The organism is Pseudacidovorax intermedius (assembly GCF_001476815.1).
Classification (GTDB): Bacteria; Pseudomonadota; Gammaproteobacteria; order Burkholderiales; family Burkholderiaceae_C; genus Xenophilus; species Xenophilus intermedius_A.
On record NZ_LDSL01000038.1, the window covers coordinates 58,022 to 71,272 of the forward strand.

Consider the following 13,251-nt stretch of genomic DNA (forward strand, 5'->3'; position numbering starts at 1 on the left):
AAGTGGTGCAGCAGGCCCCCATGCGCAAAATCGCGCCCAATTGATAGTCCGACGAGTCGGTCTAATTATATGGATCCAGATCACAGTAGCCTCATCCCGACAGCCGCAGTGCCGCCCGCACTGGCGATCCGCAGCCTGCAGGTCGTCTACGGCGGCGCCATCGAGGCGGTGCGCGACGTCTCGCTGGAGGTCCGGGCCGGTCAGATCGTGGCGCTGCTGGGCTCCAACGGTGCCGGCAAGTCCACGGTGCTCAAGGCCGTGTCCGGCGTCCTCGACGCCGAGGACGGCGAGATCGACAAGGGCACGATCGAGCTGTTCGGCCGGCCGATCAAGCAGGCCGGTGCGCCCGACATCGTGCGCCAGGGCATGGTGCAGGTGCCCGAGGGACGGCGGCTGTTCGCCACGCTGACGGTGGAAGAGAACCTGATGGCGGGCGCGCACACACGCAGCACCGCTGAGCTGGCCGAGGCGCGCGAGCGCGTCTTCCGCCTCTTTCCACGACTGGTGGACAAGCGCAGCACCGTGGCCGGCTACCTCTCGGGCGGCGAGCAGCAGATGGTCGCCATCGGCCGCGCCCTCATGAGCCGGCCGCGCGTGCTGGCGCTGGACGAGCCTTCGCTCGGGCTGGCGCCGCTGGTGGTGGCCGAGATCTTCGACAGCGTGCAGAAGCTGCGCGCCGACGAAGGCGTGACCATCCTGCTGGTGGAGCAGAACGCCAGCCGCGCTCTCGCCATCTGCGACTACGCCTACATCATGGAAAACGGCCGTGTGGTGCTCGACGGCACCGGCGAGCAACTGCGCCGCAATGCCGATGTGCGCGAGTTCTACCTGGGCCTGTCCTCCGGATCAGGCCGTACCCACATGAAAGACGTCAAGCATTACAAGCGCCGCAAGAGGTGGCTGTCATGAGCGCCCACACGGCCGCGCCCCAGGGCGGTCGCGCCGCAGGCACTTCGGGGGCCGCCGCTGGCCTGGATGTTCCGGTGCTGGAGGCCCGCAACATCTCCAAGCGCTTCGGCGGCGTCAAGGCCGTGAACGACGTGAGCCTGCGCGTGATGCCCGGCGAGATCGTGAGCCTCATCGGCCCCAATGGCGCCGGCAAGACCACCACCTTCAACCTGGTGAGCGGCGTGCTGCCGCCCAGCGCCGGGCAGATCCTGTTCGAGGGCCGTGACACCGCGGGGCTCAAGTCCTCCGACTTCGCAGCGCTGGGCATCGGCCGCACCTTCCAGAACCTGGCGCTGTTCCGCAACGGGACGGTCGTCGAGAACCTGCTGGTGGGCCGCCACATCCACTTCCACTACAGCATTCTGGAGTCGCTGCTTTTCTGGGGCCGGCCGCGGCGCGAGGAGATCGCGGCCCGCGAGCGGGTGGAGCAGATCATCGAGTTCCTCGAGATCGAGGAGCTGCGCGACAAGCCCGTGTCGCAGCTGGCCTACGGCCAGCAGAAGCGGGTGGAGCTGGGCCGTGCCCTCGCCTGCGAGCCCAAGCTGCTGCTGCTCGACGAGATCGTGGCCGGCATGAACCGCGAGGAGAAGGAGGACATCGCCCGCTTCACCCTCGACATCCGCGACGAGTTCGGCATCGCCGTGCTCATGATCGAACACGACATGCAGGTGGTGATGGACCTGTCGGACCGCGTTTATGTGCTCGACTTCGGCGTCCTGATCGCAGAGGGCACGCCGCAAGAGATCGCTGCCGATCCGAAGGTGCTCAAGGCCTATCTGGGCGAGGAGGACAGCCATGCTTGAGCATGCCGCGCTGTTGAACGGAGAGGGCACACTGCCGGCACTGCTGCGCCACCGCGCACAGGAGCGGGGCGGGCAGGTTGCGCTGCGCGAGAAGGTGCAGGGCGTCTGGCGGGGCCGCACCTGGGCCGAGTACTACCGCGACGCGCGGCGCACCGCGCTGGGGTTGATGAAGCTGGGCCTGGAGCGCGGCGACCGCATCGTGATCGCGGCCGAGGACGTGCCCGAGTGGTTCTATGCCGACCTGGGCGCGCAGATGCTGGGCGTGCAGGTGGTGGGCATCTACCCGACGAACCCCTGGGCCGAGGTGCTCTACATCGCCGGCCATTGCCAGGCGCGGGTGGCGATCACCGGCGACCAGGAGCAGACGGACAAAGTGCTCGAGGCCCTGCAGCAGGGCAATGGCCTGCCGCATCTGCAGCACATCTTCTGCGTCGACATGAAGGGCATGCGCCGCTACGAGCCGGGCCGGCCGCATGCCTTCGCGCACCTGATGGCGCTGGGCGACCAACTGGCGCAGGAGGACGCGCTGGCCGAGCAGCGGCTGGACCGCAGCATCGACAGCCTGGTGCCCGACGACGTGAACATCCTGGTCTACACCTCCGGCACCACCGGCCCGCCGAAGGGCGCGATGCTCACGCACCGCAACTTCATCTTCGCGGCGTATTCGTATGCCAGTGCACGCGGCATGGTGAGCCAGCGCTTCGAGTCGGTCTGCTACCTGCCGTTGTGCCACGTGGCCGAACGTGGCTACTCGACCGTGCTGCACTTGCTGATGGGCGGTTGTGTGAACTTCGCGGAGTCGGTGGATACCGTGTCCGCCAACATCCGCGAGATCGCCCCGACCTTCTTCCTCGGCGTGCCTCGCATCTGGGAAAAGCTGCAGCAGCACTTCGAGTTCCGCATGAAGGACAGCGGCCGGCTTCAGCGCTGGCTCTACCGCAAGGGCATGCAGCAGGGCCGCGTGCTGTCGGACCGGCGGGCGGAACACGGGCGACTGGTCCGCCTGGGCGACCGGCTCGCCTTTGGCATGTGGTGGCTGCTGCTGTTTCGCAACATGCAGCGGCACATGGGGCTCAACCGGACGCACACGCGCATGTGCGGTGGTGCCTCCGTGTCGCCGGAGACGCTCAAGTTCTTCGACATCATCGGGCTGCCGGTGGGCCAGGGCTACGGTCTTACCGAGGTGGGCGGGCTGGCTTTCGTCCAACAGCCGGGCCGGCCGTTCGTGCCCGGCAGCTGCGGCCCGGCCATGCCGGGCGTGCAGTGGCGGCTGGGCAGCGACGGCGAGATCTTCGTGCGCTCGCCCGGCGTGTTCCGCGGCTACCTATTCGACGACAAGGGCACCCGCGACATCCTTTCCGAAGACGGCTGGCTCGCCACCGGCGACATCGTGGAGCAGCGCGCCGGCGACGAGATCGCGGTGGTCGACCGCAAGAAGGCCATCATCATCACCAGCGGCGGCAAGAACATTGCCCCTTCGGAAATCGAGAACGCGCTCAAGGACAGCCCCTTCGTGCGCGAGGCCATCGTGGTGGGCGACGGCCGGCACTTCCTGGGCGGGCTGATCCAGATCGACTACGACACGGTGGGCCGCTGGGCCACCGAGCAGGGTCTGCAGTACACCACCTTCAAGTCGCTCACCCTCATGCAGGAGGTGGTGGCGCTGATCCAGGGCGTGGTCGACGAGGTCAACGCCCGCTTCGCCCGCGTCGAGAACATCCGCAAGTTCGTGCTGCTGGAAAAGGAGCTCGATCACGACGACGGCGAACTCACGGCCACGCAGAAGGTGCGTCGCGGGCTCATCGACAAGAAGTTCGCGCGAGAGCTGCAGCTCATCTACGGCAAGTCCTGAGGAATCCAACCATGGGCTATTTCATCGAACTCGTGCTGTCGGGCCTGGCCATCGGCGCGATCTACGGCCTCATGGCGATGAGCTTCGCCGTGATCTACAAGGCCACCGGCATCGTCAACTTCTCGCAGGGCGAGCTGGGCATGCTGACGGCCTACCTCTCCTGGTCCATCGCCGTCACGCTGGGCACCAGCGGCATCCTCACCGTGGTGGTGGCGCTGGTCTGCGGCGCGCTGCTGGGCATGTTGTGCGAGCGGCTGATCATGCGGCCCATGCTGGGCGAACCGGTGCTGTCCGTCGTGCTCGTCACCGTGGGGCTGGCCGTGGTGTTGCGCGCCATCGTCACCATGGTGTGGGGCGCGGCACCGCGCAAGTTCGAGGTGGCCGGCGCCGATGCCGTGGTCCACGTGCTGGGCACCGGCATGCGGGTGAGCCAGCTGGGCGTGATCATCGTGCTGCTGCTGGTGCTCGCGGGTTTCTGGTGGTTTCTGCGCTACAGCCGCTTCGGCGTGGCCATGCGCGCGGTCGCTGCCGACGAGAACACGGCGCGCCTCATGGGCATCTCCACCGCAAGGGTTCAGTCGGTGGCCTGGGCCTGCGCCTCGGCCCTGGCGGGGCTGGCGGGCGTCTTCTTCGCGGTGATCTACGGGCTCTCGCCCATGATCTACGAGCTCGGGCTCAAGGCCTTCCCGGCCACGGTGCTGGGTGGCTTCGACGCGGTGCTCGGCTCCGGAGTCAGCGGTCTGATCATCGGCGTCTTCGAGAACCAGGTGGGTGGCTACCTGTCCAGCATCCTCAAGGACGTGGCGGGCTTCATCCTGATCCTGGTGGTGCTGATGGTGCGGCCCTTCGGGCTGTTCGGTGAAAAGCGGATCGAGAGGGTCTGATGAGAAGCGGCTTCTTCAAACAGCGCTACGGCGAACTGGTCGTCCTGACCGACTCGAAGGCCGTCAAGGCGTGGACCGCGGCCATGCTGCTGGCCCTGGTACTCGCGCCGCTGGTGCTCAGCCCCTTCCTGATGGCGCACATGACGACGATCTTCTTCGTTGCCATCGGTGCCCTGGGCATCACGGTGCTCACCGGCTTCGCCGGACAGATCTCGCTGGGCCATGTGGGCTTCCTGATGTTGGGCGCCTACACCTATGCCATCGCGATCACCCGGCTGGGCCTGCCGGCCGAGCTGGCGCTGGTGGCGGCGGCGGTGGTTCCGGCCCTGTTCGGCCTCATCGTCGGGCTGCCCTCGCTGCGGCTGCATGGGCTGTACCTGGCAATCACCACGCTGGCCTTCAGCCACATCGTGGGCGCGGCCCTGCTGGCCGGCGGCAGCTTCACCGGTGGCGGACGGGGCATCGTCATCACGCGGCCCGTGCTCTTCGGACTGGACCTGGGCAGCGACCGCGCCTTCTACTGGTTCTGCCTGGCGATGTGCGTGCTGGCGGTGCTCGTCACGCTCAACCTGCGGCGCTCCTATGCCGGGCGGGCCATGGTGGCGATCCGCGACAACGACATCGCAGCGCGCACCATGGGCATCAACCTGATGCGCTTCAAGCTCATGGCCTTCCTGCTGAGCGCTGCCATCACCGGCGTCGCCGGCGCGCTGATGGCGATGTACATCAGCATTGTGAGCGTCGAGAGCTTTCCCTTCCTGCTGTCCATCGAAGCACTGGCCATCATCATCGTGGGCGGCCTGGGTTCCGTGCTCGGGGCCATCCTCGGCACGGTCTTCATCCTGACGCTGCCGGAGCTGTTCTCGCTGTTGATGGCCTTCCTGGGCGGGCGCTATGCGGACCTGATGACCACCAGTGCCCACGAGGTCAAGACCATCCTCTACGGTCTGGCCATCATCGCCTTCCTGCGCTTCGACCCCCGTGGGCTGCGCGGCATGTGGCACGACCTGCGCCATGCCTGGGTGCACTGGCCGCTGCGCTATTGATTTCCCCCGAGCAAGACGACTTCCACAGGAGACATCCATGAACCGGAGACTCGCCGCTACCACGCTGGGCCTGCTTGCCGCAGGCGCATTCCTGCCCGCCGCCGCCCAGCAGCAGGGCGTGACCGACACCGAGATCGTGATCGGCGACATCCTGCCGCTGACCGGGCCGCCGGCGCTGCTGGGCGTGGCCCACAACCTCGGCGTCAAGCTCGCCGTCGCCGAGGCCAACGCCGCCGGCGGCATCCAGGGCCGCAAGCTGCGTCTGATCTCGGAGGACGACGGCTATGTGCCTTCGCGCACCATCCAGGGCGTGCGCAAGCTGGTCAACAGCGACAAGGTCTTCGCGCTGACCTCGATCTCGGGCACCGCACAGGCGCAGGCCGCCATGCCGCTGATCAAGCAGACTGGGCTGCCGGCGATGGCGCCGATCACCACTTATGAGGGCCTGTACAAGCCCACCATCAAGAACGTGTTCGCGGTGGGCTACGACATGCGCGATGCCGTCTACGAGCTGGTTTCGCGCATGGCCGAGCGCTTTCCGGGCAAGAAGTGGGCCCTGATCTCTCAGGACGACGACTACGGCGAGAACGTGCGCGAAGGCTTCGAGCGCGCTGCCAAGGAGAAGAAGCTGCAGGTGGTGTCGACGCAGGTCTACAAGAAGGGCCAGTCGGACTTCTCCTCCGAGATCCTCAAGGTCAAGCAGTCCGGCGCCGAAGCGCTGATGGCCGGCGGGGTGCTGGGCGAGAACGTGACCATGGCCAAGGAGCTGGAGCGCGTGGGCCACAGCATTCCGATGGGCGTGACCTATGTGTCACGCGTACCGGCCAGCGCCAAGATGATGGGCAGTGCAGGCGAGAACGTGTACACGGTCGACTATGTCTACCTGGAAAGCGCGCCCGAGGCCAAGGGCTTCATGGACAAGATCGACAAGTACCTCTCGGCCGAGGAGCGGGCACGTGTCAACCGCTATACCTTCACCGGCTATGCCTCGGCGCGTGCCTTGTTCGCGGCCATGGACCGCTGCGGCAAGGCCCTGACCTGGGACTGCACCAACGCCGAGCTCGCCAAGGTGAGCAACCTCGACACCGGCGCCATGACACCGATCAGCTTCACGGCGACCAACCACCTGGCGGCGCCCAAGCTGTTCCTGTTGAAGGCGGACCCGGCGGGCAGCACCTACAAGCCGGCGCCCTGAGAAGGGGACGCCAGCAAAAAGGGGCACCCGAGGGTGCCCCTTGCGCTGTTCGGGCGGCGGGCCCTTACGACTTCTTGGCCGCGACGAAGCCGTCCAGGAAGAGCCGCGTCAGCCGTTCGCACAGCTCCTGCGGCTTGACGGCGCCGGTGGGCTTGTACCAGAAGTCGGTCCAGTTCAGCATGCCCACCAGCATCATGGCGTAGGGCTTGTAGAGCTCCTCGGGCAGGCCCTTGTTGACCTCGCGCAGCAGCTGCGCGAACAGCTCGGTCAGTTGGCGCTGCAGGTTGATGAGCGGTGTCTGCTTGGGCTTGGGCAGGAACTTCACGTCGTTCATGGCCACCATGTGCCGCCGCCGCGACTGGGCGGACTTCTGCGTGTAGGCCTCCACCACCATCTGCAGCTTGGCGCGGGCGTCGGCCTTGCTGGCCACCGCCTCTTCCAGTGCGCCGATGAGGCGCTGCAGGTGCTCCTGCAGCATGGCGAAGAGCAGGTCGTCCTTGGTCGGGAAGTAGTGGTAGAGCATCGACTTGGTCGCGCCGCAGGCCTTGGCCACGTCCTGCATCTTGGCCGCCGGATAGCCTTCCTTGGCAAAGATGGCGGCTGCCGAATCCATGATGGCCTGTGCCTTGGTTTCGTAGTCGTCCGAGCGGATTCGCGGCATGTCGTTCCCTGAGAAATGGCCTTCGTACTTCCCACGCCGTGCGGTGGGTATCCCCCGAGGCGTCTTGTTTCATCCGGGGAGGACCGGTGATGAAAAAAGCGGCGCGAGTTTATCAAGCGCTGTTGCGCGTCCCGGATGCGGTCCTTAAAATAAACCGACACGCCGGACTATCAATGTTCGCCGGCAACCTGTTCTTGATCTGCATCAGACGCCCTCCATGACCGAATTCGAATTCCTCGAACCCGACTTGCTCGACGAAGACCTGCGCATGGTGCGCGACCAGGTGCGCCGCTTCTCCAGGGAGCGCATCGTGCCCTTCGCCGACGAATGGGAGGCCACGGGCGAGATCCCGCGCTCGGTGTTCCTGGAGCTCGGTCAGATGGGCTTTCTCGGGATGCGACACCCGGTGGAGTACGGCGGCGGCGGCATGGGCGCGCTGGCCTCGGTCGTGCTGGGCGAAGAGCTGTCCCGCTCGGGCTACGGCGGCGTGGCCTCGGCGCTCACGGTGCACAGCGACATGTCGATCAGCCACATCGCGCACCGCGGCAGTCCGGCGCAGAAGCAGCGCTACCTGCCCGATGCCTGCGCCGGCCGCAAGGTGGGCGCCATCTGCGTGACCGAGCCTGGCGCGGGCTCCGACGTGGCCGGCATGCGCACGCGGGCCGTGCGCACGGCCGAGGGCTGGGTGCTCAACGGCTCCAAGACCTTCATCACCAATGGCGTGCATGGCGACATCTACATCGTCGCGGCACGCACGGATCCCGAGGCCAAGGGCAGCCGCGGCATCTCGATGTTCATCGTCGACAAGGACAACCCCGGCCTCAAGGTGACCCGCAAGTTCGACAAGCATGGCTGGCGCTCGTCGGACACGGCCGAGCTCTTCTTCGACGACCTGGCGCTGCCGCCGGATGCGCTGCTGGGCGAGGAGGGCAAGGGCTTCTACTACATCATGAGCACCTTCCAGAACGAGCGGCTGGTGGTGGGCGCGCTCGTGTCGGGCACCTGCGCCCGTGCCATCGAGCTCACGGTGGACTACGTGCGCCAGCGCCAGGCGTTCGGCAAGCCGCTGTGGGATCAGCAGGTGGTGCGCAACAAGCTGGCCTGGGTGGCTTCCAAGGCCGCAGCGGTGCGCGCGCTGACCTACCAGTGCGCGCTGATGATCGACCAGGGCAAGGACACGGTGCGCGAGGTTTCGATGCTCAAGGCCTTCGGTGCCGAGACCCTGCAGGAGGTGGTGCACACCTGTCTTCAACTGCATGGCGGCAGCGGCTACATCATCGGCACGCCGGTCGAGCGCATGGCGCGCGATGCCCGCATCCTCACCATCGGCGGCGGCGCCACCGAAGTGATGCTGGAAGAAGTCGCCAAGCGCATGTAAGGCTGCCCATGCCCGGACCGCTGGCCCACCTCACCGTCATCGAACTCGCCGGCATCGGCCCCGGCCCATTCGCCTGCATGCTGCTGGCGGACATGGGCGCACGCGTCATCCGCATCGACCGCCCGCCAACGCCCGCGCGCAGCGATCTGGATGCGCTGATGCGCAACGACAGCGTGGTCGACCGCGGCCGACAGTCGCTGGCCCTGGACATGAAGGACCCCCGCGCCGTCGAGGCCGTGCTGCGCCTGGTGGCGCAGGCCGACCTGCTGGTCGAAGGCTATCGGCCCGGCGTCGCGGAGCGGCTCGGCCTGGGGCCAGCCGTCTGCCATGCGCGCAACCCGCGTCTCGTCTACGGTCGCATGACCGGCTGGGGCCAGACCGGCCCGCTGGCGCAGACGGCCGGGCACGACATCAACTATGTGGCGCTCTCCGGCGCGCTCCATGCCATCGGCACCGGGCCGCAGCCGTTGCCGCCCCTCAACCTGGTCGGGGACTATGGTGGCGGCGGCATGCTGCTGGCCCTGGGCCTGCTCGCCGCGCATGCCCAGGTGCAGGCCAGCGGCCAGGGTCAGGTGGTGGATGCTGCGATGACCGATGGCGCCGCACTGCTGATGGCCGCCATCTATGGCATGAAGGCCAAGGGCTTCTGGCAGGACGCGCGGCAGTCGAACTTCCTGGACGGTGCGGCGCATTTCTACGGCACCTATGAATGCAGCGACGGGCGGCACGTGGCCATCGGCGCCATCGAACCGGCCTTCTACCGGCAGTTGCTCGAGCTCTGCGGCATCGACGATCCCGCCTTCGAGCGCCAGTGGGAGCGCGGCGAATGGGCATCGCTGCGCGAGAAGCTGGCGGCGGTGGTCCGCACCCGTACCCGCGACGAATGGTGCGCCGTGTTCGACGGCAGCGATGCCTGCGTTGCACCCGTTCTGTCGATGGAGGAGGTGGCCGCCCATCCGCACAACGCGGCGCGGCAGACCTTCGTCGCACCCGATGGCGTGCTGCAACCTGCGCCCGCACCACGCTTCGACCGCACGCCTTCGGTGCTGCCCGGCGTCGCCCCGCGCGCGGGCGCCGACACGGAGGCGCTGTTGACGCAGGCTGGCTACTCGGCCTCGGAGGTCGCTGCCCTGCTGGCCGCCCGGATCGCGTTCACAGCCCCTGCAGCATGAGCCACGCCACGCCAGCCGCACCGCGGCGCGCCCTGCATCTGCGCCGCATCAGCAGCGAAGCCTTCGAGCGCGAGGACGGGCTGATCGACATCGAGGCCGTGCTGACCGACACCCGGCCGGTCCGAACCTCGCTGGTGACCGGCCGCGACATCGAGGCCGGGCAGCCGATCCATCGGATGCGCATGCGCCTGACTATCGATCGCGAGCGACGGATCGTCGATGCCCAGGCCTTCAGCGAGGCGCGTCCCTACCGGGAATGCGAAGCCGTGGAGGGCGCCTACGCCCGGCTCATCGGCCTGCGCATTGAGCCGGGCTTCACGCAGGCCGTCAAACGCCTCTTCCGAGGCGAAGCCGGCTGCACCCACCTCACAGAGCTGCTGCCGACCATGGCCACCACGGCTTTCCAGGTGCTGTGGGCCGATCTGGATGCGACCGGCCGCGGCACCGCAGCCGGTGGCACGCCCGTGGGCGGCTGCCATGGCCTGCGCGCGAATGGCGAGGTCGTGAGGCTGCACCTGCCGCAGTTCGCCAAGGGTGGGGGGCAATCATGAGCGCCACCCCGGCCGCGCCGAAGCGCGCCACTGCCGAAGGCCTTCCGGTGAGCGAAGTGGAGGACGACAGCCTGGTGCTCTATGCCGCGGAAGACGGCGTGGTCACGTTGACGCTCAACGATGGTGCCCGCATGAATCCGCTCGCCGACGGGTTGATCGACGCCCTGGAGTCCGCCTTGCGGCGAGCTCGGCAGGCGCCGGACATGCGCGCGCTCATCCTCACTGCCCGTGGCCGCGGGTTCAGCGTGGGCGCGGACCTGGCCGACTATCGCGCGTTGCTTGACGCACCCGCTGCCACCCCACGGCTGGGCGCGCACGTCGGCCGGCTGATGGCACGCATGCAGCCCCTCCTGCTGGACCTCAAGGCCTGGCCTGCGCCGGTGATCTGCGTCATCAACGGCGTGGCCGCGGGCGGCGGGGTGGGCCTGGCGCTGGCGGGCGACATGGTCATCGCCGCCGAGTCGGCGTACTTCTACCTGCCCTTTCTGCCGGTGCTGGGCGCGGTGCCGGACATGGGCACTACCTGGCTGCTGCCGCGTGCGCTGGGCGCGCCCCGCGCCATGGGCCTGGCGCTGACCGGCGACAAGCTGCCTGCTGCGCGTGCGGCGCAGTGGGGCCTGATCTGGGACTGTGTGCCCGACGAGCGGCTTGCGGCCGAAGCCCGGTCGCTGGCGCTTCGGCTGGCGGCCATGCCTGCGCAGGCCATCGGCGAGGCAAGGGCGGCCTTCGCCGCTTCGGCCCACCAGAGCCTGGCGCAGCAACTCGAATGGGAACGGGCGCGCCAGATGCTCCTGGTGGAAAGCCCCAGCTTTGCCGAAGGCGTCCGTGCCTTCGGCGAGCGCCGGGCGCCGCGGCATCGCTGAATCCCAGTCCTCACCCGGCGGGCCGTTCCGACGTCAAGAAAGCCTTCCATGCTTCGCTACGACACCCCTTTGCGCGACATGCAGTTCGTTCTGCACGAACTCCTGCAGACCGAAGCCGTGCTGGGCGCATTGCCCGGCCTGGGTGGCTGGGATTCCTCCACCCTCGACCAGACGCTGGAGACCGCCGGCCGCTTCGCCTGTGGCGAACTGCTTCCGCTGCGCGCCTCCGGCGACCGCGAGGGCTGCCGCATCGAGGACGGCCGTGTGAAGACGCCGGCCGGTTTCGCCCAGTCCTATGCCCGGTACGTGGCGGCCGGCTGGCCGGCGCTCGCCGCCGACAGCCGCTATGGCGGCCAGGATGCGCCGGAGCTGCTCCACAGCGCGGTCTCCGAGATCCTGAATGCCTGCAACCCGGGCTGGACCATGTTTCCGGGCACGGCCCACGGCGCCTATCAGTGCCTGCTGGCCCACGGCTCGCAGGCCCAGCGCGATGCCTACCTGCCGCGCATCGTGTCCGGCGAATGGACGGCCACCATGTGCCTGACCGAGCCGCACTGCGGCAGTGACCTCGGCCTGCTGCGCACCCGCGCGGAGCCTGCGTCCGACGGCAGCTGGCGCATCAGCGGCGCCAAGATCTTCATCTCCGGCGGCGAACACGATCTGGCGCCCAACATCGTCCACCTGGTGCTGGCCCGCCTGCCCGGGGCGCCGGCCGGTGTGGGCGGCATCTCGCTCTTCGTGGTACCCAGGTTCCTGCCGGCGGCAGACGGCGGCCTGGCCACCGTGCCCAACGGCATGGTCGCCACGGCGGTCGAACACAAGATGGGCCTGCGCGGCTCCGCCACCTGCGCGATGAACTTCGACGGCAGCACCGGCTGGCTCGTCGGCCAGCCTCACCAAGGCCTGCGCAACATGTTCGTCATGATCAATGCCTCCCGGCTGGGCGTCGGTGCGCAGTCGGTCGGCATGGGGCAGGCGGCCTATGGGCAGTCGGTTGCCTATGCGCGCGAGAGGCTGCAGATGCGCGCGTCCGGCGGCGCCCGGCGGCCCGACCTGCCGGCCGACCCCATCGTCGAGCACGCCGACGTGCGGCGCATGCTGCTGACGCAGAAGGCCTATGTGGAAGCGGGGCGCATGCTGGTGTACTGGCTCGCGCTGGCGCTCGACGTGCAGGCGCGCGCCACCGACCCGGTCGAGCGCGAGGCCGCGGCGGACCGGCTGTCCTTGCTGACGCCGGTGGCCAAGGGCTTCCTGAGCGAGAAGTGCGCCGTGGTGGCGGACCTGGCCATCCAGGTGCATGGTGGTCATGGCTACGTGTGCGACAACGGCGTGGAACAGATCGTGCGCGACCTGCGGGCTGCGCAGCTGTACGAAGGCACGACCGGCGTGCAGGCTCGCGACCTGATCGTGCGCAAGATCATGAACGACGGCGGCCGAAAGTTCCGGCTGCTGCTCGGCCAGATCCGCCGCTTCGCCGAGGCGGCGCGCGAGGAGGACGGCATGGCCGTCTTCTGCGCGGCCTTGCTGGCGCATGCCGACGACATCCAGCAACTGGCGGCCGAGATCGCCGAGGCCGCCGCGCATGAGCCCGACGCGGTGGGTGCGGCGGGCTGCGACTTTCTCTGCGCGTTCGGCCACCTGGTGTGCGCCTGGCTCTTCGCGCAGGCGGCGCAGGTGGCGCAGCGTCGGCTCGCGCAGGGCGCGGACGATCCCTTCTATGCGGCCAAGCTGGCCACGGCCCAGTTCTACGTGGCGCGACTGCTGCCCGAGGCTGACTTCCGCTGCCGCATCGCGCGCACGGAGATGCACAGCCTGTCGCGGCTGCCGCAGGAACGGCTGTTCGTCTGAGTGGCCGCGGCGCCGGTGCAGCGAGGGCGGGTCGGGGGGCCGTGCGTCAC

At 68.3% G+C, this 13,251-nt stretch carries 12 protein-coding genes; 11 read left to right on the plus strand and 1 reads right to left on the minus strand.

The features are described 5' to 3' along the window. Window positions 1-69 precede the first annotated feature (69 nt). The 6 genes from NS331_RS05810 to NS331_RS05835 are packed head-to-tail and all read left to right on the plus strand — an operon-like array spanning window position 70 to window position 6,728. Window positions 70-909, plus strand: a complete 840-nt coding sequence (locus NS331_RS05810) for an ABC transporter ATP-binding protein (protein ID WP_058641057.1) — start codon at window positions 70-72, stop codon at window positions 907-909. Next, window positions 906-1,751 carry an ABC transporter ATP-binding protein gene (locus tag NS331_RS05815; protein WP_082702283.1) on the plus strand — a complete coding sequence of 282 codons (846 nt, stop codon included), beginning with the start codon at window positions 906-908 and terminating at the stop codon, window positions 1,749-1,751. Before NS331_RS05810 ends, NS331_RS05815 begins: the two co-directional genes overlap by 4 nt. Continuing rightward, on the plus strand, window positions 1,744-3,603 hold the full coding sequence (locus NS331_RS05820; RefSeq protein WP_058641058.1) for an AMP-dependent synthetase/ligase: 1,860 nt from the start codon (window positions 1,744-1,746) through the stop codon (window positions 3,601-3,603). Before NS331_RS05815 ends, NS331_RS05820 begins: the two co-directional genes overlap by 8 nt. A gap of 11 nt (window positions 3,604-3,614) precedes the next feature. Beyond that, a complete protein-coding gene (locus NS331_RS05825; RefSeq protein ID WP_058641059.1) occupies window positions 3,615-4,487 on the plus strand; it encodes a branched-chain amino acid ABC transporter permease in 873 nt (290 codons plus the stop codon). Then, window positions 4,487-5,533 carry a branched-chain amino acid ABC transporter permease gene (locus tag NS331_RS05830; RefSeq protein WP_058641060.1) on the plus strand — a complete coding sequence of 349 codons (1,047 nt, stop codon included), beginning with the start codon at window positions 4,487-4,489 and terminating at the stop codon, window positions 5,531-5,533. The genes NS331_RS05825 and NS331_RS05830 overlap by 1 nt, the downstream gene beginning before the upstream one ends. Before the next feature lie 37 nt (window positions 5,534-5,570). Beyond that, window positions 5,571-6,728, plus strand: a complete 1,158-nt coding sequence (locus NS331_RS05835) for an ABC transporter substrate-binding protein (protein ID WP_058641061.1) — start codon at window positions 5,571-5,573, stop codon at window positions 6,726-6,728. Window positions 6,729-6,792: 64 nt separating this feature from the next. Here NS331_RS05835 and NS331_RS05840 read toward each other — a convergent pair whose 3' ends face one another. Then, entirely contained in the window at window positions 6,793-7,389 is a 597-nt protein-coding gene (locus NS331_RS05840) for a TetR/AcrR family transcriptional regulator (protein ID WP_058641062.1), read from the minus strand. A 217-nt stretch (window positions 7,390-7,606) separates the two neighbouring features. Here NS331_RS05840 and NS331_RS05845 point away from each other — a divergent pair, with 217 nt between their 5' ends. Genes NS331_RS05845 through NS331_RS05865 form a run of 5 tightly spaced genes read left to right on the plus strand, consistent with a single transcriptional unit; the run spans window position 7,607 to window position 13,201 of the window. After that, window positions 7,607-8,767: an acyl-CoA dehydrogenase family protein gene (locus NS331_RS05845; RefSeq protein WP_058641063.1), complete on the plus strand. Its 1,161-nt coding sequence runs from the start codon at window positions 7,607-7,609 to the stop codon at window positions 8,765-8,767. An 8-nt stretch (window positions 8,768-8,775) separates the two neighbouring features. Continuing rightward, window positions 8,776-9,939: a CaiB/BaiF CoA transferase family protein gene (locus tag NS331_RS05850; protein WP_058641064.1), complete on the plus strand. Its 1,164-nt coding sequence runs from the start codon at window positions 8,776-8,778 to the stop codon at window positions 9,937-9,939. Next, on the plus strand, window positions 9,936-10,490 hold the full coding sequence (locus NS331_RS05855; protein WP_058641065.1) for a DUF2889 domain-containing protein: 555 nt from the start codon (window positions 9,936-9,938) through the stop codon (window positions 10,488-10,490). The genes NS331_RS05850 and NS331_RS05855 overlap by 4 nt, the downstream gene beginning before the upstream one ends. Continuing rightward, window positions 10,487-11,353 (plus strand): enoyl-CoA hydratase-related protein, encoded by an 867-nt coding sequence (locus tag NS331_RS05860; RefSeq protein WP_082702285.1) that lies wholly within the window; start codon window positions 10,487-10,489, stop codon window positions 11,351-11,353. The genes NS331_RS05855 and NS331_RS05860 overlap by 4 nt, the downstream gene beginning before the upstream one ends. Window positions 11,354-11,401: 48 nt before the next feature. Then, window positions 11,402-13,201: an acyl-CoA dehydrogenase C-terminal domain-containing protein gene (locus NS331_RS05865; protein WP_058641066.1), complete on the plus strand. Its 1,800-nt coding sequence runs from the start codon at window positions 11,402-11,404 to the stop codon at window positions 13,199-13,201. The last annotated feature ends 50 nt before the right edge of the window (window positions 13,202-13,251 follow it).

What these genes read in the sequence shown, in the direction of transcription:
- NS331_RS05810 (WP_058641057.1), top strand. Translation starts at nt 70, where the DNA reads ATGGATCCAGATCACAGTAGCCTCATCCCGACAGCCGCAGTGCCGCCC.
- NS331_RS05815 (WP_082702283.1), top strand. Translation starts at nt 906, where the DNA reads ATGAGCGCCCACACGGCCGCGCCCCAGGGCGGTCGCGCCGCAGGCACT.
- NS331_RS05820 (WP_058641058.1), top strand. Translation starts at nt 1,744, where the DNA reads ATGCTTGAGCATGCCGCGCTGTTGAACGGAGAGGGCACACTGCCGGCA.
- NS331_RS05825 (WP_058641059.1), top strand. Translation starts at nt 3,615, where the DNA reads ATGGGCTATTTCATCGAACTCGTGCTGTCGGGCCTGGCCATCGGCGCG.
- NS331_RS05830 (WP_058641060.1), top strand. Translation starts at nt 4,487, where the DNA reads ATGAGAAGCGGCTTCTTCAAACAGCGCTACGGCGAACTGGTCGTCCTG.
- NS331_RS05835 (WP_058641061.1), top strand. Translation starts at nt 5,571, where the DNA reads ATGAACCGGAGACTCGCCGCTACCACGCTGGGCCTGCTTGCCGCAGGC.
- NS331_RS05840 (WP_058641062.1), bottom strand. Translation starts at nt 7,389, where the DNA reads ATGCCGCGAATCCGCTCGGACGACTACGAAACCAAGGCACAGGCCATC.
- NS331_RS05845 (WP_058641063.1), top strand. Translation starts at nt 7,607, where the DNA reads ATGACCGAATTCGAATTCCTCGAACCCGACTTGCTCGACGAAGACCTG.
- NS331_RS05850 (WP_058641064.1), top strand. Translation starts at nt 8,776, where the DNA reads ATGCCCGGACCGCTGGCCCACCTCACCGTCATCGAACTCGCCGGCATC.
- NS331_RS05855 (WP_058641065.1), top strand. Translation starts at nt 9,936, where the DNA reads ATGAGCCACGCCACGCCAGCCGCACCGCGGCGCGCCCTGCATCTGCGC.
- NS331_RS05860 (WP_082702285.1), top strand. Translation starts at nt 10,487, where the DNA reads ATGAGCGCCACCCCGGCCGCGCCGAAGCGCGCCACTGCCGAAGGCCTT.
- NS331_RS05865 (WP_058641066.1), top strand. Translation starts at nt 11,402, where the DNA reads ATGCTTCGCTACGACACCCCTTTGCGCGACATGCAGTTCGTTCTGCAC.